General features: G+C 65.9%; 18 protein-coding genes and 1 pseudogene. 8 read left to right on the top strand and 11 right to left on the bottom strand.

Features of this window, described 5'->3' with window-relative positions:
• The 3 genes from BST47_RS30935 to BST47_RS25390 all read left to right on the top strand — a co-directional run.
• A partial coding sequence (locus BST47_RS30935) for a hypothetical protein (RefSeq protein ID WP_207568697.1) occupies nucleotides 1-196 on the top strand: 196 nt, incomplete at its 5' end.
• A gap of 112 nt (nucleotides 197-308) precedes the next feature.
• Complete coding sequence (locus BST47_RS25395; RefSeq protein ID WP_083128440.1) at nucleotides 309-614, top strand: GlsB/YeaQ/YmgE family stress response membrane protein; 306 nt, start codon at nucleotides 309-311, stop codon at nucleotides 612-614.
• Between the two features lie 15 nt (nucleotides 615-629).
• The gene (locus BST47_RS25390) at nucleotides 630-1,649 is read left to right on the top strand and encodes a zinc-binding alcohol dehydrogenase family protein (RefSeq protein WP_083128460.1); all 1,020 of its coding nucleotides are present in this window, start codon (nucleotides 630-632) and stop codon (nucleotides 1,647-1,649) included.
• Here BST47_RS25390 and BST47_RS25385 read toward each other — a convergent pair.
• Complete coding sequence (locus tag BST47_RS25385; RefSeq protein WP_083128439.1) at nucleotides 1,646-2,137, bottom strand: hypothetical protein; 492 nt, start codon at nucleotides 2,135-2,137, stop codon at nucleotides 1,646-1,648. The genes BST47_RS25390 and BST47_RS25385 overlap by 4 nt on opposite strands.
• 100 nt (nucleotides 2,138-2,237) lie before the next feature.
• Between BST47_RS25385 and BST47_RS25380 the strand changes: the two genes are divergently transcribed.
• The gene (locus BST47_RS25380; protein ID WP_083128459.1) at nucleotides 2,238-2,849 is read left to right on the top strand and encodes a CGNR zinc finger domain-containing protein; all 612 of its coding nucleotides are present in this window, start codon (nucleotides 2,238-2,240) and stop codon (nucleotides 2,847-2,849) included.
• 15 nt (nucleotides 2,850-2,864) lie between these two features.
• Here BST47_RS25380 and BST47_RS25375 read toward each other — a convergent pair whose 3' ends face one another.
• Nucleotides 2,865-3,629, bottom strand: a complete 765-nt coding sequence (locus BST47_RS25375; protein ID WP_083128438.1) for a CPBP family intramembrane glutamic endopeptidase — start codon at nucleotides 3,627-3,629, stop codon at nucleotides 2,865-2,867.
• A gap of 187 nt (nucleotides 3,630-3,816) precedes the next feature.
• Here BST47_RS25375 and BST47_RS25370 point away from each other — a divergent pair, with 187 nt between their 5' ends.
• Genes BST47_RS25370 through BST47_RS25355 form a run of 4 tightly spaced genes read left to right on the top strand, consistent with a single transcriptional unit; the run spans nucleotide 3,817 to nucleotide 10,989 of the window.
• Nucleotides 3,817-6,282, top strand: a complete 2,466-nt coding sequence (locus BST47_RS25370) for a phosphoketolase family protein (RefSeq protein ID WP_083128437.1) — start codon at nucleotides 3,817-3,819, stop codon at nucleotides 6,280-6,282.
• A 29-nt stretch (nucleotides 6,283-6,311) separates the two neighbouring features.
• Nucleotides 6,312-7,187, top strand: a complete 876-nt coding sequence (locus BST47_RS25365) for a TIGR03619 family F420-dependent LLM class oxidoreductase (RefSeq protein ID WP_083128436.1) — start codon at nucleotides 6,312-6,314, stop codon at nucleotides 7,185-7,187.
• Nucleotides 7,184-9,526 carry a CaiB/BaiF CoA-transferase family protein gene (locus BST47_RS25360; protein WP_083128435.1) on the top strand — a complete coding sequence of 781 codons (2,343 nt, stop codon included), beginning with the start codon at nucleotides 7,184-7,186 and terminating at the stop codon, nucleotides 9,524-9,526. Before BST47_RS25365 ends, BST47_RS25360 begins: the two co-directional genes overlap by 4 nt.
• A complete protein-coding gene (locus BST47_RS25355; RefSeq protein WP_107529088.1) occupies nucleotides 9,526-10,989 on the top strand; it encodes an acetyl-CoA acetyltransferase in 1,464 nt (487 codons plus the stop codon). Before BST47_RS25360 ends, BST47_RS25355 begins: the two co-directional genes overlap by 1 nt.
• A 2-nt stretch (nucleotides 10,990-10,991) precedes the next feature.
• Here BST47_RS25355 and BST47_RS25350 read toward each other — a convergent pair whose 3' ends face one another.
• The 9 genes and pseudogenes from BST47_RS25350 to BST47_RS25310 all read right to left on the bottom strand — a co-directional run bounded on the left by BST47_RS25350 (nucleotide 10,992) and on the right by BST47_RS25310 (nucleotide 22,462).
• On the bottom strand, nucleotides 10,992-11,594 hold the full coding sequence (locus BST47_RS25350; RefSeq protein ID WP_083128433.1) for a hypothetical protein: 603 nt from the start codon (nucleotides 11,592-11,594) through the stop codon (nucleotides 10,992-10,994).
• Entirely contained in the window at nucleotides 11,595-12,800 is a 1,206-nt protein-coding gene (locus BST47_RS25345; protein WP_083128432.1) for an NAD(P)/FAD-dependent oxidoreductase, read from the bottom strand.
• Nucleotides 12,801-12,835: 35 nt separating this feature from the next.
• The gene (locus BST47_RS25340; RefSeq protein ID WP_083128431.1) at nucleotides 12,836-13,558 is read right to left on the bottom strand and encodes a DUF72 domain-containing protein; all 723 of its coding nucleotides are present in this window, start codon (nucleotides 13,556-13,558) and stop codon (nucleotides 12,836-12,838) included.
• 35 nt (nucleotides 13,559-13,593) lie between these two features.
• Entirely contained in the window at nucleotides 13,594-13,926 is a 333-nt protein-coding gene (locus BST47_RS25335) for a TfoX/Sxy family protein (RefSeq protein ID WP_083128430.1), read from the bottom strand.
• A gap of 64 nt (nucleotides 13,927-13,990) precedes the next feature.
• Nucleotides 13,991-16,315 (bottom strand): endopeptidase La, encoded by a 2,325-nt coding sequence (lon, locus tag BST47_RS25330; protein WP_083128429.1) that lies wholly within the window; start codon nucleotides 16,313-16,315, stop codon nucleotides 13,991-13,993.
• A 132-nt stretch (nucleotides 16,316-16,447) separates the two neighbouring features.
• Nucleotides 16,448-17,443, bottom strand: coding sequence for an esterase family protein (locus tag BST47_RS25325; protein ID WP_083128428.1), 996 nt, complete (start codon nucleotides 17,441-17,443; stop codon nucleotides 16,448-16,450).
• Nucleotides 17,444-17,657: 214 nt separating this feature from the next.
• A pseudogene (locus BST47_RS25320) lies at nucleotides 17,658-18,891 on the bottom strand (alpha-hydroxy acid oxidase).
• An 8-nt stretch (nucleotides 18,892-18,899) separates the two neighbouring features.
• Complete coding sequence (locus tag BST47_RS25315; protein ID WP_083128427.1) at nucleotides 18,900-20,300, bottom strand: mechanosensitive ion channel domain-containing protein; 1,401 nt, start codon at nucleotides 20,298-20,300, stop codon at nucleotides 18,900-18,902.
• A complete protein-coding gene (locus BST47_RS25310; protein ID WP_083128426.1) occupies nucleotides 20,297-22,462 on the bottom strand; it encodes an adenylate/guanylate cyclase domain-containing protein in 2,166 nt (721 codons plus the stop codon). The genes BST47_RS25315 and BST47_RS25310 overlap by 4 nt, the downstream gene beginning before the upstream one ends.
• Nucleotides 22,463-22,473: the final 11 nt, after the last annotated feature.

Genomic DNA, 22,473 nt, shown 5'->3' with positions numbered 1-22,473 from the left:
TCGAGCCACCGTCGAACTGCTGCATGGCGTCTCCACTTCCGCCGCGCCCGCCGCCGCCTCCTCCGCCGCCACCACCACCGCCGGCCTGGAACGGCGATCCGACGCCGTACTTCTCGGTGGGAATCTGCGCTCCTATTCCCTTCGTGTCGTTGTGCGCTGGAATCTGACACTCCGCGGCTTCGGTACGCCCATTTGACGTCTGCTGATCTTGACCGCGGTGGCCGTCGAATCGTTACCCACGTGCGGTATATCTCGAGTTGGCCCGGCGGTTGCGCTGAGCCACGGCCAGCGATAGGCGGGAGATCCTGATGGACATCATTGCGGCTACTGAGTTCCTCGCAGAACGGTCGACGACGCTGACCAGCGTCGGCTGGATCGGCTACATCATCATCGGCGCGCTTGCGGGCTGGATCGCCGGAAAGATCGTGAAGGGCCGCGGATCCGGCATTCTGATGAACATCATCGTCGGTGTCATCGGCGCCTTGATCGGCGGCTTCCTCCTGAGCTTCTGGTTCGACACCGCAGAGGGTGGTTGGTGGTTCACCTTCTTCACCGCGATCCTCGGATCGGTCATCCTGCTGTGGCTCGTCGGTCTGGTGCAGAAAAAGACGTAGCGTCACCATGGGGTGATGGGCACCCCAACGATGAAGGCATGGCGAGTTCAGCGGCCGGGCCCGATGAGCAGTCGACCGTTGCAGAAAGTCACCGCCGACGTGCCACGGCCTGCGCCGGGCGAGCTCCTCGTCGCCGTGCGTGCATGTGGCGTGTGCCGCACCGATCTTCACATCACCGAGGGCGACCTGCCTGTGCATCGCGCCGGGGTGATCCCGGGCCACGAGGTCGTCGCCGAAGTCGTCGAAGTCGGTCCGGAAACAGATGGCGGCGAGTTCGCGGTCGGTGATCGGGTCGGCATCGCGTGGCTGCGGCACACGTGTGGCCGATGCAAATTCTGTAAGAGCGGTGACGAAAACCTATGCCCGGAGTCTCGCTACACGGGATGGGACGCCGACGGGGGATACGCCGAATTAACCACTGTCCCAGCCGCTTACGCCCACCCGCTCCCAGATCGATATTCCGATGCCGAACTGGCGCCGCTGCTGTGCGCGGGCATCATCGGCTATCGCGCACTGCTGCGCGCCGAACTGCCCGAAGGCGGGAGGCTGGGCATATACGGCTTCGGTGGAAGCGCACACCTGACCGCGCAGGTGGCGCTCGCACAGGGCGCCGAGGTGCATGTGATGACCCGCGGCGAGAAGGCGAAGGAATTGGCATTGGCACTGGGCGCCGCGTCCGTACAGGGTGCCGCCGACCCTCCGCCGGTAGCGCTGGACTCCGCGATTCTCTTTGCGCCGGTGGGTGATCTGGTGTTGCCGGCTCTCGAGGCGCTCGATCGCGGCGGCACGCTGGCCGTCGCCGGCATTCACCTGTCCGACATTCCTGCGCTGAACTATCAGCGCCATCTTTTCCAGGAGCGGCAGTTGCGGTCGGTGGCCTCGAACACCCGCGCCGACGCCCGCGAATTCCTTGCGTTCGCCGGCCGTCAACACCTCGAGGTGACGACACCGCAGTACCCCCTGGACAAGGCCGCCGATGCGCTTGCCGATCTGGGCGCGGGCCATATTTCGGGCGCCGCGGTATTGGTGGTTTAGAGCGCGGCGAGGGCAGCGCCGAGCCGACCCCGCAGATCGCCGCGCCCGTAGCGATAGAGCGGCCCCGCCCCGTCGCCCAGGATCTGGCGCAACCGCGCCATTCCGCGCGCGCTCACCGGCCGCGGTGAATGCAATCGCAGTGTGATCGCGTCGATCACGTCTTCGGCCGCGGCGATGTTGGGCACGTGCAGGGGCACCCGGGACGAGAGCAGGAGACCGCGGCCGCGGGCATCGGCGACCGTCGCACGCAGCGACCGTGCGATTGCCTCTCGCTCGGCGGTCGACGTCAAACGCGCCTCATGCGCCGCGAGGGCGCTGCCCTCGGGTGCGGGCACACCGACGGCAAGGAGCCGGTCGTACCGGTCGGCCCTCAGTCGAGCAGTCAGCCGTGACCGCAGCGACGGCCGTGGGAGCGCCTCGGCGCCTGTGGCGGGGCGGACGTCGGAGGAACTGGAAAGGATTTCGGCTGGAATCTTGTTGTCAGCCATGGATATCCACCTCTTTGCCGGATTGCGGCATTCGCTTTCGTTGTGACCGTCTAACACGTTACAACGGTCATGCATGACCGGTCAAGTTGATATACCGGTCATGCAGGCTTACTCTGGCATCGTGGTTGCCGATCCGACGCGGTGGCTCGCCGACGTGGAGTCCAAGCCGGCGCCCGGACCGCTGCTCCGGGTTCAGGCGCTGGTCAACACCGTTGAGCTGCCTTCGGGGCCAGACCGCCTCGCCGATATCGACGATGCCCGGCCGTGGTTGATCGACAACGAGCTGATGGCATCCGACGCTGCCCTCGATGACGCGGATCTGCAGCTGCTGCGCGATGTCCGTGAGGCGCTGCGCGCCCTGGTGATGCGTAACGGCGGTGGGCCCTCGCCGACCGAAGCGGACCTTGCGCCACTTCGTGCGGTGGCCGCCGGTGGCGCCGCGCGCGCTGAGTTCGATGCCGACGGGCTGGTACGACTCACGGCCGTCGGCGATTCCGTGGCCGAGCGCCTGGTCGCTTTGGTGTTGATCATCCGCGACGCACAACTCGACGGCAGTTGGGCACGCCTGAAGGTCTGCGCGAACGACGAATGCCGGTGGGCGTTCTACGACAGATCCCGCAACCACGGCGGCACCTGGTGCGAGATGTCCGCGTGCGGCAACAAGCTCAAGAACCGCGAGTTCAGGGCACGGCGCAGAAAGGTGAATCGCTGACCAGCGAGGCGTCAGTCAGGTCGACAGATGCCACACCAGGGCGGCGGCGAGCGCGCCCAAACCGTTGAGCGACCAGTGCAGGGCGATCGGCGCGATCAGGCTTCCACTGCGCCGACGCAGCCAGGTGAACACGAAACCGGCGAAGGCGGTCGCCGCCACCGCGAGAACCACGCCGGCGACCGTACCCAGCACGCCGCCGCCGAACAGGCGCGTGAAGCCAACGTTGCTGCTGGTCAAACCGAATGAGGTCGCGATGTGCCACAGGCCGAAGAGCAGCGAGCCGGCCGCCGCGACGCCGCGCCAGCCCCAGGCGCGGTCCAGTGCGCCGTGCAGTACGCCGCGAAATGCCAGCTCCTCGGGGATTACCGTCTGGAGCGGAATGATGATCATCGATGCGATCAACGCGCCGGAGATCGTCGCGTAGTTGTTGTTCATGAACATCGGCCGCGTCCACGGCAGGAGTGCGCCGATCGCGATCACCGAGAGCACCAGCGCGACCGCGGCCAGGGCATAACCCGCACCTGTTTTCCAGTGTTCCCTGCCCAGGCCCAGCTCGGTCCAGCCCAGACCGCGGGACCGCACGAGTAGCAGCAGTCCGACGGCGGCCGCCGGCACCGTCGCGATGCTGGCCCACGGGGTGGTGAAGTGCGCTATCAGGTTGGTCAGTGCGAGCACCACGACCACCACGGCGATGTCCGCGTAGATCCGGAAATGATGAATTGCCGACAATTGTTCGATCAGCGGGTGCGGCTGCTCGGCTACCACGGCTTGATCGGACACGATGGGCGATTCTACCGGTGTTCGCTGAGTGCCTGCTGAGACAGCAAGACCCCTGACTATGCAAGACATCAGCGTGGGAGTGTGGGTAGCGGGTCGGTGAACAAGTCTCGCTCGTCGGGCACACCGTGATTTGCAGGCGTTTGATGGGTATTGGAAACCGACCGCGACGCCACAGGAGGACCGTGCAATGACCACGCTGGCGCACAATTGGCATTCCGCTGAACTGCACTCGCTGAGCGACGAGACGCTCGCCCAAATCGACGGTTGGTGGCGTGCTGCCAACTACCTGTCCGTAGGCCAGATCTATCTGCTGGCCAACCCGCTGCTGAAAACACCGCTGTCCCGCGACGACGTCAAACCCCGTCTGCTCGGCCACTGGGGGACCACGCCGGGTCTGAACTTCTTGTACGCGCATCTCAACAGGGTCATCAAGGAGCGCGAGCAGTCGACCCTGTACGTCACCGGGCCCGGTCACGGCGGCCCCGGACTGGTCGCCAACGCCTACCTCGATGGCACCTACTCGGAGGTGTACTCAGATATCACCCGGGACACCGAGGGCATTCGGCGGTTGTTCCGACAGTTCTCCTTCCCTGGCGGCATCCCGTCGCACGTCGCACCTGAAACGCCGGGCTCGATCCACGAGGGCGGGGAACTCGGGTATGCGCTTTCGCACGCCTACGGCGCGGCGTTCGACAACCCGGACCTGCTGGTCGCGGCTGTCGTCGGGGACGGCGAGGCCGAGACTGGGGCCCTGGCGACGAGTTGGCATTCGAACAAGTTCGTCAACCCCGCCAAAGACGGTGTGGTGCTGCCGATCCTGCATCTCAACGGGTACAAGATCGCGAATCCGACGGTTCTGGACCGGATATCTCAGGACGAACTCCGTAGCCTGATGGTCGGCTACGGGCACCACCCGTACTTCTTCGAGGCGACCGAGGACGACGACATCGCCGACGTTCACCGGCGATTCGCGTCGTTGCTCGACGAGGTGCTCAACGAGATCTCGGACATCAAGGCCACGGCTTCTCAGCGTGACGAGCGGCGGCCGGCGTGGCCGATGATCGTCTTCCGCACACCCAAGGGGTGGACGGGACCCGACTACATCGACGGAAAGAAGACCACGGGATCCTGGCGCGCACACCAGGTTCCGTTGGCCAGCGCCCGCGACACCCCCGAGCATCTGCAGGTGCTCGCCGACTGGTTGGGCTCGTACCGGCCCGATGAGTTGTTCGACGAGGACGGCAAACTCCATTCCGCCATCGCCGAACTCGCACCGGCAGGCACGCTGCGAATGAGTGACAATCCACACGCCAACGGTGGAATGTTGTTGAAGGATCTGCGACTTCCTGACTTCCGGAAGTTCGGCGTGGACGTGCCGGCCCCGGGTGCGACCATCGCCGAAGCGACCAAGGTGCTCGGTGAGTGGCTGACGGAAGTGATTCGGCTGAACCCCGACAACTTCCGGATATTCGGCCCCGACGAGACCGCGTCGAATCGTCTGCAGGCCGTATTCGATACGACCGCCAAACAGTGGAACGCCGACTTCGTCGGCCCGGAGGTGGACGAGCATCTCGCCCGGGCCGGACGCGTCGTCGAGATGTTGTCCGAACACCAGTGCCAGGGCTGGCTCGAGGGATATCTGCTGACCGGCCGACACGGTCTGTTCAACTGCTACGAAGCCTTCATCCACATCGTCGACTCGATGGTCAACCAGCACGCGAAGTGGCTCAAGGTCACCAACCACATACCCTGGCGCCGGCCCATCGCGAGCCTGAATTACCTTCTCTCGAGCCATGTTTGGCGGCAGGACCACAACGGCTTCAGCCATCAGGACCCCGGCTTCATCGACCACGTGGTCAACAAGAAAGCCGAGATCGTCAGGGTGTACCTGCCGCCGGATGCGAACACCCTGCTGTCCACCTACGACCACTGCCTGCGGTCCCGGCAGTATGTGAACGTGGTGGTGGCGGGCAAGCAGCCGCACCCCAACTTCCTCACCATGGACGAGGCGATCGCGCACTGCACCAGAGGACTGGGCATCTGGGAATGGGCGGGCACCGAAGAACTCGGCACGGACCCTGACGTCGTGATCGCGACCGCCGGCGACGTGCCGACGCTCGAGGGTCTCGCGGCGGTCGACATTCTCAGACAACACCTGCCGGACCTGAAAGTGCGCTTCGTCAACGTCGTCGACCTGATGCGCCTGCAGGACGACACCGAGCACCCGCATGGTCTGTCCAACCGCGCATTCGACGGGATCTTCACCCCGGACAAGCCGGTGATCTTCGCCTATCACGGTTATCCGTGGCTGATCCACCGGCTCATCTATCGGCGTGACGGCGCCAACAACGTGCATGTGCGGGGTTACAAGGAAGAGGGGACAACCACCACCCCCTTCGACATGGTCATGCTCAACGACCTCGATCGGTTCCACCTGGTGATGGACGTGATCGACCGCGTGCCGTCCCTGCAGTCGCGGTGTGCGACGCTGCGGCAGCGCATGGTCGACATGCGCATCACCGCCCGCGAATACACCCGTGAGCACGGCGATGATCTGCCCGAGGTGCGCGACTGGGTGTGGCCCGATGCGCGCGGGCTGGCGGGGCAGTCGAACCTCGACGCGACCTCGTCGACCGGAGGCGACAACGAGTAGTCGCGAATGCACGCATTACCCTGTCGGTCGTGCTGGGATTCGCGGTGCCGCAATTCGGAGATGCGGCCTACGCTGAGCTGGCCCGCTTCGCCTCGACGGCCGAGGAACTCGGCGCCGACAGCCTCTGGGTAGGGGACCGGCTGCTGGCCGCGGTGCAACCGACCGTCGGATACGCGGGTAAGGACACCATCCCCGGGCAGTTCCGCACCGGTATCGACCCGTTCATCGCGTTGGCGGTGGCCGCGACGGCGACGACCCGAGCCCGCCTGGGGGCCAGCGTGTTCGTGGCCCCGTGGTACCCGCCGGTGCAGCTGGCCCGGCAACTCACCAGTCTGGACGTGGTCAGCGGCGGACGCCTGATGCCCGGCTTCGGCATCGGCTGGTCACCCGAGGAGTACCAGGCCGCAGGTGCACCGTTTCGCCGTCGCGGTGCGCAACTCGACGAGCTGCTGGACGCGCTGGAGCAACTGTGGACAACCAGTCCCGTTGCCCACCAAGGGGAACGCTGGTCCATCCCGGCATCGTGGGTGAACCTCAAACCGGTACAACGGCCGCGACCCCCGATCTACCTGGGTGCGTTCGGGTCGGCCGGGCTCAAGCGCGTGGGTGCGCGTGCCGACGGCTGGATGGCGGTGGTCCAAGTGCCGGGCGGGGTGAACCTCGACATGCTGGCCTGGCAGCGGAAAAAGATCGACGACGCGGCCCGCGCCGCCGGACGTGACCCGTCGGCGATCCACGCCTGTGTCCGGATCAACGTCGCCGAGGACACGGCCGCGGAGTCGGTGGCCGAGGCCGTGAATGTGCTGGCCGACAACGGTTATCCCGACGTCTTCGTCGACCTGATCTATGTCGCCACCACCACCGACTCCCATCTCGACTGGGTCGAACGGCTGCTGGCCCGATGAGCGGTGGATTGCTCGCGTCAGTGCGTGTGCTGGATTTGGGCGGAGCGTCTTCCGATGGGGTCGGCCGGCTGTTTGCGGACCTGGGCGCTGACGTCTTGAAGATCGAACTTGGCGACGGAACCGCGGCTCGTCGCGCGTTGCCCGCCATCGCAGGCGAAAGCATCGCGTTCGCGATAAACAACGCGAACAAGCGCAGCGCGGTGCTCGACCCGGACAGCGCCGACGGTCGGAGGCGGCTTGTCGCGTTGGCCGGTACCGCCGACATCGTCGTGGACAGCGGAAACACGGGAACAGCGGCGGCGTTCGGAACATCTGCTGCCGCGCTGGCCGAACAGTTCGGGCACCTGGTGACGTTGTCGATCACCGACTTCGGCGCCACCGGTCCTTACAGTTCGCGGCAGGCGACCGATGCCGTGCTGTATGCGATGTCGACCGCTCTGTCACGGACAGGACCGACGACCGGCAGGCCGGTGTTGCCGCCCGAGGGCGTGGCGTCGGGGACGGCCGCGGTGCAGGCTGCCTGGTCAGCGCTGGCCGCCTTCTACCGCCGATTGCGCGACGGCAGAGGCGATTACATCGACTTCTCGCGGTTCGAGGGGGTGCTGCAGTCGCTCGATCCGCCGTTCGGATCGGAGGGCCAGGCTGCCGTCGGCCTCAAGTCCGCCGGTGAGCTGTGGCGGGGCCGACCGCGCAATCAGCACATCTACCCGATCTTCGCGTGCAAGGACGGCCACGTTCGCATCTGCCTGCTGTCGGCGCGCCAATGGCGCGGAATGCGCGGCTGGCTCGGCGAACCCGAGCAGTTCGCCGATCCGAAGTTCGACACCATCGCCGCCCGCTACGCCGCTTCGCGCGAACTCAACGCCGCGATCGCCGAACTGTTCGCGTCGCAGACGATGGACACGCTGGTTGCCGGTGGACAGGCACGGGGAGTGCCGGTGGCCGCGGTCCTCACCGCGGCTGAAACCCTGACTTCGGAGCATTTTCGCGCCGTGGGGGCGTTGACCGATCTCGCGATCTCCGATGGCGTGAGGGTGACGGTTCCCGTGGGCCCCGTTGTCGTCGACGGCCGCCACGCCGGGGTTGCGCGCCCCGCGCCCACGGCGGGGGCCGACGATCCCGATTGGGCGGCAGGCCCCTTCACTGTCGAGGCTCGCGACGACGACGTGCGCCGCCCGTTCGACGGCCTGCGCATACTGGACCTCGGGGTGATCGTCGCGGGCGGCGAGCTGGGCCGGCTTTTCGCCGACCTGGGCGCCGAGGTGATCAAGGTTGAAAGCGCCGCCTATCCCGACGGTCTTCGGCAGACGGCGCCGGGGATGACGATGAGCCGGTCGTGGGCGTTGACGCACCGGAACGAACAGAGTCTCGGGCTCGACCTTCGGCATCCCGAAGGGGCCGAACTCTTCCGCCGTCTCGTTGCGGAATCGGACGCCGTCTTCGCCAACTTCAAGCCCGGAACTCTTGAGTCGCTGGGCTTTTCGTACGAACAGCTGCGAGCCATCAATCCACGCATCGTACTGGCGGAAAGCAGTGCGTACGGGGCGACCGGTCCCTGGAGCGACCGGATGGGCTACGGCCCGCTGGTGCGTGCGGCGACAGGTGTCACCTGGCTGTGGACCTCCCAAGACGCCGAACCCGACAGCTTCTATGACGCCACCACCGTCTTCCCCGACCATGTCGCCGCCAGGCTCACCGCGGTCGCGGCGCTGGCCGCCTTGATTCGCCGCGAGCACTCCGGAACCGGTGCGCACGTGCATATTCCGCAGGCCGAAGCGGCCGTCAATCAGCTTGCCACCGCATACGTCGCCGAGGCGGCACGTGCGGCCGGGGTACCGGTGACCGAGGACCACGCAATCCATGGCGTCTATCCGTGCGAGGGCGACGACGAATGGTGTGTCATCTCTGTTCGGTCGCAGGCCGACCGTGCGGTGCTCTCGACGGTCATCGGCCGTGACCTTCCCGACGAGCGGGCCACATTCATCGCTGCGGTGTCGGAGTGGACGCATGCCCAGGACAAGGCGGATGTCGCCGAGATCCTGCAAGCCGCAGGCATTCCCGCGGCACCGATGAACCGGGCGGTGGACATACCCACCGATCCCCAGGTGGCGTTCCGGCGGCTCTACGTCGAGATGGCGCATCCCTTGTTCGATGCACCGATGCTCAGCGAGACGGGACCCGCGCCGTACACCGGCATTCCCACCGCAGAACTCCGGCCCGCCCCGATGCCCGGGGAGCAGACCCGCCAGATCTGCCAGGAGGTGCTCGGATTGAGCGCCGAGGACACCGATCGGCTCATCGCCGACGGCGTGCTTTTCACTCGACAAGGGAGCCCATGATGGATCCGCGGACGCCGGTGTTGATCGGCTTTGGCCAGGTCAACCAGCACGACGAAAACCCCGACGTCGAACCCGTCGACCTGATGGAGGCGGCCGCCCGCGCCGCCGCCGACCCACGCGTGCTGGAGGCCGTCGACGCCGTGCGCGTGGTCAACCTACTGTCCTGGCGCTACCGCGATCCGGGACGGCTACTGGCACAGCGTATTCGGGCCGAGGGTGCCGCGACGCGGTACACCGGCATCGGCGGCAACGTACCGCAGACACTGGTCAACAAGGCGTGCCTGGACATTCAGGCCGGGCGCTCGGAGGTCGTGCTGATCGCGGGGGCCGAGACGTGGCGCACCCGTTCCCGAGTCCGCAAGGCCGGGCACAAGCTAAACTGGACGAGCCAGGACGACTCCGTGCCGATCGCCGAAGGTTCCGACGAAGGCATCGAGCTCGCCGGCCCCTCGGACCTGCGGATCAAGCTGGACCGGCCCGCCTATGTCTATCCGATGTTCGAGCAGGCGCTGCGCATCGCGGCGGGTGAATCCTCCGACGAGCACCGGCGCCGCATCGGCGAACTCTGGTCGCAGTTCAGCGCGGTGGCCGCGACGAATCCGTATGCGTGGAGCCGGGAGGCGCTGTCGGCCGACGACATCGCCGAACCCAGTCCGAGCAACCGGATGGTCAGCTGGCCCTACACCAAACTGATGAACTCGAACAACATGGTGGATCAAGGTGCGGCGCTGGTGCTGACGTCGGTCGAGAAGGCCACCCACCTGCAGATCCCGCGCGACCGTTGGGTTTTCCCGTACGCGGGTACCGACGCCCACGACACCTATGCGATCAGCAATCGCGCCGAGTTCCACACGTCACCGGCCATCCGGATCGCGGGCAACCGCGCGCTGGAGCTGGCCGGTGCCGGCATCGACGACATGGCGCTGATCGACCTCTACTCATGCTTCCCGTCCGCGGTGCAGGTGGCGGCGAACGAACTCGGCCTGCCGAGCGGTGACTCGTCCCGGCCCCTGACCGTGACGGGCGGGCTCACTTTCGCGGGCGGCCCGTGGAACAACTACGTGACGCATTCGATCGCCACCATGGCCGAACGCCTGGTCGCCAACCCCGGCCAGCGCGGCCTCATCACCGCCAACGGCGGCTACCTCACCAAACACAGCTTCGGCGTGTACGGGACGGAGCCGCCGACCCACGAATTCCGTTGGGAAGACGTACAAGAGGCCGTCGACCGCGAACCCACCCGCGAGGCCGTCGTCGAATGGTCGGGGGTGGGCACCGTCGAATCGTGGACGACTCCGTTCGATCGAGATGGATCGCCGGAGAAGGCCTTCCTCGCTGTGCGCACACCCGAGGATGCGCGTGCGCTCGCCGTGATCCCCGAGGATGTCGACGTGACGGTCCGAGAGGACATCGCCGGGGCCAAGGTTCAGGTCAACCAGGACGGCACCGCGACGCTGGTGTGAGGTTACGGAGCCTCCACGGGCACGTCGGTGTACTGCGGCACGAATCCGTCAGCGGAGAACGTGAAGCCCTTTTCGCTGAACTCGCTCAGACATGAGACACCCGCCGCCTCCTGTACGTTGCAGCGGAATCCGGCTGCGGCCAGGATTCTGTTGAACGGCAGGACTTTCGCGGGTCCGGGATCGAGCGCGAATTCCGGCTCTTCCAGCGCAACGAACTGTGCGTCGCCGTCGCGTGGAATGACAAGTGCGTTCGGTGTCGTGGTGTCGCCGTCAGTGCCGGGCACCGAGTCCGGTGCGCCGGTGATGCCCATGGCGGACGGCCAGTTCGCGGCGGACTGACAGCCCACCTTGTCCCGCGGAATGATGGCGCACGCCCAGTTTCCGCTGGGGGAGGTGAAGTAATAGCTCGTTCCGGCGGGTGGGTAGGCGACGTAATCGAAAGCATTCGCCAAGTGCGCGTTGCTCGGCGGTGGGGTCGATGGTGATGGCGTGCCCGCAGGCGTCGCGGTGGGTGATTCGTCGGTGTCGGTAACGGTGCCTCCCGAGCACCCCGCGGCCAGCGTCGCCACGGCCGCCAGCGCCACCGAAAGTGTGCGTACGTTCACCTACGCGCCGACAAGCTTTCCCGGGTCGACCGGTTCCCGCGACCGGACCAGCGATTTGATGTCATCGAGCCCTTCCCAGATGTTGACGTTCATCCCCGCGAGCACCCGGTTCGCGTCATCGAGCCAGTACGCCGTGAACTCGCGGCCTGCCACGTCGCCGCGGAACAGCACCCGATCGTAGTCGGGTGCATGCCCCACGTATTCCATCCCCAGGTCGTACTGGTCGGTGAAGAAATAGGGCAGTTCGGCGTACTCCTGCGGCTTTCCGAGCATGCCCGCGGCCGCGACGGCGGGTTGTTTGAGCGCGTTCGCCCAATGTTCGGTGCGGATGCGAGTACCGAACACCGGATGCTCGGCGGCAGCGATATCGCCGACGGCGAAGATGTCCGGATTGCTGGTGCGCAAAGCGGCATCCACGAGAACGCCGCCGTTGCCGGTGGCCAGGCCCGCCTGCTCGGCAAGCCCGATGTTGGCGGTCGCGCCGACCGCGACCAGAACGGCATCGGCGGCGCCGGTGGAACCGTCGCCCAGCTTGAGCCCCGTCGCCCTGCCGCCGGCGGTGGTGATTTCGCCGACCGTGGTGCCGAGTCGCAGATCCACGCCGTGGTCGCGGTGCATGGTGGCGAATACTTCGCCGGCCTCGCGGCCGAGGGCGCCCATCAACGGCACCTCTGCGGTTTCGACGACCGTGACAGCTGCGCCCCGATCGCGGGCACCTGCGGCGACTTCGAGGCCGATCCATCCCGCACCGATGATCGCCAGCGAAGTACCCTCTGCCAGAACGGAGTTCAGTGCCTGGGCATCGTCGATAGTGCGTAAGTAGAGCACGCCCTCGGCGTCGGCGCCTGGAATGGGCGGCCGCCGGGGAGTGGACCCGGTGGCCAGCAGAAGCTTGTCGTAGCCCACGGTGGTGCCGTCGGGCAGGGACACGGTGTGGCCATCGGGGTCGAGCGCGGACACCTCGGTGCCGAGTTGCAGCTCGACGTGGTGGTCGCGGTACCACGCCGACGACGCGGCGGTGAATTCGCCGAACTGCTTTTTGCCAAGGAGAAATTCCTTCGACAGCGGGGGACGTTCGTAGGGCAGGTGCTCCTCTGCGGCGAAAAGCACGATGTGCCCGTCGAAATCCTTGTCACGCAATGCTTCTGCGGCCTTTGCTCCGGCGAGGCCGCCGCCCACGATGGCGAATGTTGACGACGTTGTCATGCCACCTGAGCTTACTCGCGACACGGCGTGATGGATCAGGCCAACAGGTCTTTGAGCTTTCGCGCATTGCGGATGGCGTGTCCGCCCAGGTCGTTGTTGAAGTAGACCACCACCCGGCGTCCCTCCTCGTGCCAGCCGGCGATCCTGTCGGCCCATTCGCGCAGCTCGTCGTCGGTGTAGGAGCCCGCATAGATCGAGTCCTGCGGCGGCCCGTGCATGCGTATGTACACGAGCGAGCTGGTCGCCTTGGGGACACACGCCAGGCCGGGACCGCTCATCACCACGTACGCGGCGCGGTGCTGTTCGAGCAGCGCATAGACGGCGTCGTCGTCCCAGGACGGGTGGCGCAATTCCATGGCCACCGGAATCCAGTCGGGCATCACGGTGAGGAAGTGGGATAGCCGCTCGTCGTCGCGTTCCAGCTCCGGATGCAGTTGAACGAGCAGCGCCTCGCTCCGGTCGGCGAGCGCGGTCCAGCAGCGCTCGAACCGCTCCACCCAAGGTTCGGGCGAACGCAGCCTTCGGTAGTGGGTGAGACCCCGCTGGGCCTTGACCGACATCGTGAAACCGTCCGGCAGCCGCTGCCGCCAGCCCTCGAAGGTGGCGTCCTTCGGCCAACGGTAGAAACTGGCATTCAGCTCGACGGTGTCGAATTCCTCGACGTACGTCGCCAACCGCTTGGCGACCGGCAATTTAGGCGGATACAGCACGCCGGCCCAGTGGTCGTATGACCATCCGGAGGTGCCGATGCGAATCACCGGTATCGGCTAACCCCCCGAAGTCACGCCGAAACCTACTTGGGAGGCAGGCTTCTGGCGTAGTCGACCCCGCGGCTCACCCAACTCTGCAGCTGCCGCTTGGTCTTGACACCCGCCACGGATACCCGCAACCAGCCGCGGGTTTCGCGGCCGGCCATGATCATCGGTTCGACGTGTTCGCGTGCCAGCAGCTTCTCGGTGTCGTCGCGCGGCACCCGCACCATCAGACCGCCCTGACCGCTGACGCACACCGACATGTTGCCGCCGATGAGGAATGCCAGCCCGCCGAACATCCGCTTCTCCTCGACACCCCGCTCGCCTGCGACAAGCTCGCGGACCCGGTGAGCCAGGTCTTCGTCGTACGCCATAGAGACGACCGTAACGCCATGGCGCGGTTCGGGCAGAATTCGCGCCATGGCGTTACATGCGGTGTCAGGCCGCCGCCGAAGCCGTCTCCTCGGCAGGCACCAGCGCCTGCGCGATGATGTCGGCGACGTCGACCATCGGCTTGACCTCCAGCGACTCGAGCACGTCGGCCGGGACGTCGTCCAGGTCGGCCTCGTTGCGCTGGGGGATGAAAACCGTTGACAGTCCGGCTCGTTGCGCAGCCAGCAGCTTCTGCTTGACGCCGCCGATCGGCAGCACGCGGCCGTTGAGCGTCACCTCACCGGTCATGCCGACATCGGAGCGGACCTGACGCCCGGTCGCCATCGACACCAGCGCCGTCACCATCGTCACGCCGGCCGACGGGCCGTCCTTGGGCACCGCACCCGCGGGCACGTGCACATGGATCCTGCGGTCCAGCGACTTCGGATCGACGCCCAGCTGCTCGGCGTGTGCACGCACATAGGACAACGCGATCTGCGCGGACTCCTTCATCACGTCGCCCAGCTGGCCGGTCAGCTGCAGCCCAGCCTCGCCATCGGTCGCCCCGGCTTCGATGTACAGCACGTCGCCGCCCAGACCCGTGACCGCCAACCCGGTGGCCACACCCGGCACCGCCGTGCGTTCCGCGGATTCCGGCAGGAATCGTGGACGGCCCAGGTAGTCAACGAGTTCGGGCTCGTCGATGGTCAACGGAGCAGGATCTGCAGCCAATTTCGTCGTCGCCTTGCGCAATGCCTTGGCCAGCAAGCGCTCGAACTGCCGCACGCCCGGTTCGCGGGTGTAGTCGGCCGCGATCTTGCGCAGCGCGTCCTCGGTCACCGTCACCTCGGCTTCGGTCAGCGCCGCACGCTCGCGCTGCCGGGGCAGCAGGAAGTCCCGTGCGATGGCGACCTTGTCGTCGGAGGTGTAGCCGTCGATCTGGATCAGCTCCATGCGGTCCAGCAGCGCCGACGGGATGTTCTCGATGACGTTGGCCGTCGCCAGGAACACGACGTCCGACAAGTCCAGATCCAGCTCCAGGTAGTGGTCGCGGAACGTGTGGTTCTGCGCCGGGTCCAGCACCTCGAGCAGGGCGGCGGACGGGTCGCCCCGGTAGTCGGAGCCGACCTTGTCGATCTCGTCGAGCAGCACGACGGGGTTCATCGATCCCGCCTCGCCGATCGCGCGCACGATCCGGCCGGGCAGCGCACCGACGTAGGTACGACGGTGGCCACGGATCTCGGCCTCGTCGCGCACGCCACCAAGGGCGACGCGAACGAACTTGCGGCCCAACGCCCGCGCCACGCTCTCACCGAGCGATGTCTTGCCGACACCCGGGGGACCGGCCAGCACCATGACGGCGCCGGAACCGCGACCACCGACGACAGCCATCCCTCGCTGTGCGCGCCGGGCGCGAACCGCCAGGTACTCGACGATGCGGTCCTTCACGTCCTCCAGACCGTGGTGGTCGGCGTCGAGGATCTCCCTTGCCGACTTCAGGTCGGTGGAATCCTCGGTGGTGACATTCCACGGCAGGTCCAGCACGGTGTCCAGCCAGGTCCGGATCCAGCCGCCCTCGGGGCTCTGCTCGCTCGAGCGCTCCAGCTTGCCGACCTCGCGCAGTGCAGCCTCTCGGACCTTCTCCGGGAGATCGGCGGCCTCGACGCGGGCCCGGTAGTCGTCGGACCCATCGGGTTCACCTTCGCCGAGTTCCTTGCGGATGGCGGCGAGCTGCTGGCGCAGCAGGAATTCCTTTTGCGTCTTCTCCATGCCCTCACGTACGTCGTCGGCGATCTTGTCGGTGACTTCGACCTCCGCCAGATGATCGCCGGTCCACTCGATGAGCGCCTTCAGCCGCTCAGCGACGTCGGGGGTCTCCAGCAGCTGACGCTTCTGCACCTGTGTCAGGTACGACGCGTAGCCGGCCGTGTCGGCCAACGCCGACGGATCGGTGAGCTGGTTGACGAAGTCGATGATCTGCCAGGCCTCGCGGCGCTGCAGCATCGCCAGCAGCAGCTTCTTGTACTCGGCGGCCAGCGCGCGGACATCGTCGGTCGGTTCGACCTCTTCGACCTCGGTCACTTCGACCCACAACGCGGCGCCGGGGCCGCTGGCGCCCGCGCCGATGTGGGCCCGCTTGGTGCCGCGCACCACCGCCGCGGTACCACTACCACCGGCTATACGGCCGACCTGCACGATCGATGCCAGCACGCCGTGCGTGGCGTACCGGTCCTCCAGGCGAGGGGCGATGAGCAGCTCACCGGACTCGCTTGCCTGTGCTGCGTCGACGGCGGCACGGGCCGCGTCGTCCAGCTCGATCGGCACGACCATCCCCGGCAGCACGATCGATTCGGTCAGGAACAGCACCGGCACTGATTTGGCTTCAGCCATGATTCCTCCAAAGTTCAGTCAGATCGACTCAACCTTGGTAGTGCCTGGTTTGTTCCCACTCGCAGACCCCACACAAATGCCAGGGAGCCTGCCGTTCGGGGGTTACGGCAGGCTCCCTGTTGTGGGTGGAACTTATGCGGTGGCTTGCGCCCCCAGCACTCGCTGGATATCGGGCTTCATCATCTCGAGCTGCTGACCCCAGTAGCCCCAGCTGTGCGTGCCCTGCTGCGGGAAGTTGAACACACCGTTGGTGCCGCCAGCCGCGACGTAGTTGTCCTTGAAGCTGACGTTGGTGCGCAGCGTCAGTCCCTCGAGGAACTGCGCGGCCATCATGTTGCCGCCGCCACCGCTGGTGTCCAGATCCGACGGCGTACCGGAGCCGCAGTAGATCCAGACCCTGGTGTTGTTGGCCACCAGCTGATTGATGTTGACCATCGGGTCGTTGCGTTTCCACGCCGGATCCGAGGACGGACCCCACATGCTCTCGGCGTTGTAGCCGCCCGCGTCGTTCATCGCCAGCCCGATCAACATCGGCCACCAGCCCTCGGACGGATTGAGGAAGCCCGACAGCGATGCGGCGTAGATGAACTTCTGCGGGTGGTAGATCGAGTACGTCAGCGCCGTGGCGCCGGCCATCGAAATGCCGACCACCGCGTTGCCGAGCTGCGAAACACCCTTGTTGGCCTCCAGCCAAGCGGGCAGCTCGTTCGTCAGGAACGTCTCCCACTTGTAGGTGTAATCCTGGCCGTTACCCCGTGACGGCTGATACCAGTCGGTGTAGAAGCTCGACATGCCACCGACGGGCATGACGGTCGACAGACCGGACTGGTAGTACCACTCGAACGCCGGGGTGTTGATGTCCCAGCCGTTGAAATCGTCCTGCGCCCGCAGCCCGTCGAGCAGGTACACCGCATGCGGACCTCCGCCCTGGAACTGCACCTTGATGTTGCGGTTCATCGACGGGGAGAACACATCCAGATACTCGACCGGCAGACCCGGCCGGGAGAACGCACCAGCTGTCGCCGAACCCCCGACGAAGCCGATCAGCCCGGGCAGAGTCGCCGCCGCAACGGCGCTCACCGCCAGCCTGCGGAACCACTTACTCCGAAACCTCTCAAAGACCTTCATAACGGCAACCAACCCACCTTTCATCACCTGGCGCAAAGCCTTTGCCATTGCTCTGCCTGCGTAATGAAACACGTGGGCCGGGCGAGTTCGGATGCTCAACACTCGGTTGCGATATCGCGGTTGGCTAACGATTCCGACTCGGCGAGGACTCAGCAATCGCCGATTTGTGCTGTGGCCTGTGTGAATGCTGTGACTGGAGTGATTTAGCGAGGGGTTACGACACGCCGGGGTTCAGCCGGTGCAGCTGCGTCACGTGTCGCGGTTCCAATTCGGCGAGCGATGTCACGCCGAGCAGCGCCATCGTGCGGCTGACCTGCCCTGAGAGGATATCGATGGCGCGGTCGACGCCTGCCTCGCCGCCGGCCATCAGACCGTAGAGATAGGCGCGACCGACCAAGGTGAACCGCGCGCCAAGGGCGATCGCCGCCACGACATCAGCGCCGGACATGATGCCGGTGTCCAGCAAAACCTCGGTGTCGCGCCCGAGTTCTGCGGCGACGCGTGGCAACAAATGGAAGGGGACCGGCGCGCGGTCGAGTTGGCGCCCGCCGTGGTTGGAAAGCAAAATTCCATCGACACCGAGGTCGACGACCGACTTCGCGTCCTCGAGCGTCTGAATGCCCTTGACCACCAACTTGTTCGGCCACTGCGACTTGATCCAGGCCAGATCGTCGAATGTCACCGTCGGATCGAACATGCTGTCCAGGTACTGGGCGACGGTGCCGGGCCATCGGTCCAGCGACGCGAACGACAGCGGTTCGGTGGTCAGCAGGTCGAACCACCAGCGGGGGTGCGGTACCGCATCCAGGACCGTACGCAGCGTCAGCGCCGGCGGAATCGACATCCCGTTACGGGTGTCGCGGAGGCGGGCTCCCGCGACGGGAACGTCCACCGTCACGAGTAGCGTGTCGAACCCCGCCGCTGCGGCCCGCTCGACCAGCGCCATCGACCGGTCCCGGTCCTTCCACATGTAGAACTGAAACCAGTTGCGTCCGTGTGGGTTTGCCGCTCGTACCTCTTCAATGGAGGTGGTTCCGAGGGTGGACAACGAGAACGGGATACCCGCACGGGCGGGCGGCGTGTGCGCCGGCGATCTCACCCTCGGTCTGCATCAACCTGGTGAATCCGGTGGGCGCGATCCCGAACGGCTGCGCAACGCGGTCGCCGAGTACGGTCGCGTCGGTGTCGACTTTGGCGACGTCGCGCAGGATGGTCGGGTGGAATTCGATGTCCCGGAACGCTTGTCGTGCCCGCGCCAGTGACAACTCCTCCTCGGCGGCACCGTCGGTGTAGTCGAACGCCGCCTTCGGCGTGCGACGTTTGGCGATACGGCGCAAGTCCTCGATCGTCAGCGCGCTGTCGAGGCGGCGGCGCGTCAGGTTCAGATCCGGCTTACGGAACTGCAGCAGCGGTGTCAGCTCACGTGGTCGGGGCAGTCGGCGCTTCATTGCAGAACTCAGTCCTGCGCGGCGGCCAGTGCCCGCCGCAGGCTCTCGCGCCGTTCTTCGATCGCCCGACCGAAGTCCTGCAGCAGTACCGGCTTTTTCGACACCAGGTCCTCGATGACGTCGCGGTCGAACCACAGCACGGTCACTTCGTCGAGCGCATACGCGGCAGCGGTGACCGGTTCGAGGGTCAGGGCCGTCTGACCGAGGAAGTCGCCCGATTCGAGCGTGCGCACCGGCACGATCCCACCGGTATCGTCGGTCACCGCGAGTCGGACCCTCCCGTTGACGATGAACGTCATTCGCTTGGGTATCTGGCCGGAGTGCTGGAGGTACTCCTCGGCGCCGTACCGGGTGAGGCGCACTCGCGTCACCAGGTCCTCTTGGTCCTCGTGGCTCAGCCGCAAGGTGGGCGCGATGATCCGCAACGATGTCTGCACCCGCTCGGTGGTCGCGAACTCGTCCTCGGCCTCGTCGAGATGCAGACCGGCTCGTCGCGACGCGTACCAAACCCAGCGCATGAACTGTGATTTGGCGGCGAAGTCGTCGGCCGGGGAGCGCACCGGCACTCCAGTGCTGTACTCCATTGCACCGGATCGAACGCTGGACGGCGTCGCGCCCGGTCGCAGCTGCGGCAGCATGGCGGCCACCCGATTGAGCATGGCGATGACGTCATCGGGTGGATCATCGACCGAGAAGGTGGTGGTGACGCTCAAGGCGTGGGTGCCGGCAGGCCGGCTGAAGTTCTTGAACGACGCCGCGGCCAAGGCTGAGTTGGGCATGATCATCATGCCGCTGCCGGTGTCGATATGCGTTGCGCGCCAGTTGACTTCGACGACCCGGCCCCGTGCGGTCGGAGCGTCGATCCAATCACCCAATTGAAACGGCTGCTCGAACAACAGCAGCAGACCCGAGATGATCTGTCCGACCGAATTCTGTAGCGCAAGGCCGAGCACGATGGACGACACGCCCAAAGCGGTGAACAGGCCGCCGACGTTGGCGCCCCATATGTAGGCGAGCATGATGCCGACGCCGACGGCGATCACCGCGAACCTGGCCACGTCGAGGAAGATCGACGGAATTCGCTTGCGCCAACTGCCCTCCGGAGCGCCCTGGAACATCGTCGCGTTGAGGCCGGACAGCAGCAGGACCAGGACGACGAAACCGAAGACAGTGGCGACGACGCGCACCGGCGTCGCTTCTCCGTTGACCTGGATGGCCTGCACCAGCAGGATCAGCAGCGCACCGAGAGGCAGAATATAGTTGCGCACCAGATGCACCGGGCGGGCAAGTGCGTTGTTGCGGCGCAGCAGCGCATTGTGTAGCTCGGTCAGGAGCACCAGGCAGACGGGGAAGCCGATGGCAACCGCGACGGCCCAGTAAAACCACTCCGATTCGAAAATGCTGCTCATTGATGCGCCAGCCGCCAGACGGGTTGTTCTTCACCATCGACGGTGATCACGCCCGCGGATTCGAATTTGCGGCTGTCGCGCATCGTGTCGTAGACCGCCGAGGTGACGTAGACGCCGGGCTGTGGCGAGCCGCTCTGCACCTGATAGGCGAGGTTCACCGCCGATCCCCACATGTCATAGGCGAGAGTCGACCGCGCCACCAGGCCGCTGGTGACCGTGCCGGTGTCGATGCCGGCCCGCAGGCTGAGGTCGTGGCCGGTCTCGGCGTTGAATCTTTCGATGATGCGTTGCATCTCGATCGCGAAATCGACAGTACGCCTGACGTTGTCGAGTCGGGGCACACTGAGCCCGCAACTTGCAAGGTAGCCGTTGTGCAGGGTGCGTACTTGCTCGACACCGAGATTCTCTGCCGCGGCGTCGAATTGGCGTGTCAGCTTGTTGACGATAGTGAGGAGCTCGTCGGAGTTCAGATCAAGTGAGAGGGCGTCGAGCCCGACGACGTCGGCGAAAATCACCGTGACGTCTTGGTGGTCCTGGGCGATGGTCTCCTCGCCCTCCCGGTACCGCTGAGCGACCGGCTCCGGCATCAGGGACAGCATCAGCCGGTCGTTCTCCCGGCGTTGCTCGGCGAGCAGATCCTCCTTGATGGCCAGGTTGCGGCTCATGTCGTTGAAGGCGACGGTGAGATCACCGAACTCATCGCGCGAATGCACGGGGAGGTTGATGTTGTAGTCGCCCGAACTGATCTGCTGGGCGCCGGTTTCGAGCCGGCGGATGGGTCGCACGAACAATCGCGCGAGCAGCATCGCGGCAAGACATACGACGAAGATGATCACGACCGTCGACAGCACCAACGTGCGGGTGAACGCGGACACCGGAGCGAACGCCTCCGACGTGTCGATCTTGGCGATCACGTTCCACCGCAGGCCCTCGAGGTCGGCGGGAGCGTAGGCCTGCAACGTCTCTTGGCCGAGATAGTCCTGGGCGATCAGTGTGCCCGACTGTCCCCGCTGTGCGAATTTGGTGGCGTCCGTGGGCACTGGCTGTATCAGCGTCGTGCCGCCCCGGTCGATCGCCTCCTGGGCGATGTCCGGTGGCGTGCCCGCCTCGACGACGTCGCGTTTGTATGCTTCGGGGTCCTGGATGAACAGGCGCGAATCCGACCGCATCAAGTCGTCGTCGCCGACGATGAACGTCTCGCCCGTCTTGCCCATGCCGGACTCTTGCCACTTGCGGTCCATCGTCATCAGGCGGTTGACCTTGGAGATCGGGAACTGCAGGGCCAGCACCCCGTCCACCCTGCCCCGGGGGCCGACCGGCGACAGGAACCACGCGGTCGGCTCGTCGGCGGGTTCGTACTCCCCGAAGTCGGTCAGGCCGACGTAGTCGACGGCGTTCGAATCGAGCGCCGCCTGGTACGCGGCGGCCAGCGGACCGCCCTTGAAGGGGCCGCTGAAGATGTTGGTACCCAGATCGACGCCCTTGTAGGCGGTGTAGACGATGTTGCCCCGGGTGTCGAACAGCAACGCGTCCTCGAACTCGAACCGCGTGACGATCTCCCGGTAGAAGTCGTTGTAGCGGGCGTTCGCCGCCGACCATGCACTCCCGTCGCCGGCATCGTCGAACGCGATCGCCTTGTCCCAGTCCGAGAACGGTGCGGTGTAGTACGCCTGGAGGTAGCGCTGAGCGTTCGTGTCGGGCAGCACCGCGTCGACGTCGACCTCCTCGCCGGCCTTCTTCTTCGTCGGTGCGAACTGGTCGGTGTAGTAGTCGACAATGGACTGCTGTTGGGCCGGGCTGATATTCGCGGAATTGAGTTGATCGAACCCGGCCGTGAAGGCTTGGATGGCTTGGATCGACGTGGCTCCCCGCGAGTAGATGACGAGGGAGTCCTTCAGGTCTCCGATGCCTTCTCGCAGCTGGCGGCTCTGCGACTGGCGAATCTCGGTGAGGCGGTCGAACACCGACTCGCGCAGCGACGACCTGCCCGATTGGTATCCGATCGCACCGACCACGGCCGCCGACAGGACGCTTGTGATGAGAAGCATCATCAAGAGCTTCGACTGAATGCTGACCCTCGACGCGATGGGTAGCCGCACAGTTCGGGACTTCTTGACCGGCTCAGTCGTAGTCGACGATTCCGGATCGATCGATGTCGTCATTGAACCGAAGA

Origin of the sequence: Mycolicibacterium tusciae (genome assembly GCF_002086795.1) — a bacterium.
GTDB lineage: Bacteria > Actinomycetota > Actinomycetes > Mycobacteriales > Mycobacteriaceae > Mycobacterium > Mycobacterium tusciae.
Note: the sequence above shows the minus strand (reverse complement) of the source record. Positions and strands in the feature narration are given on the sequence as shown.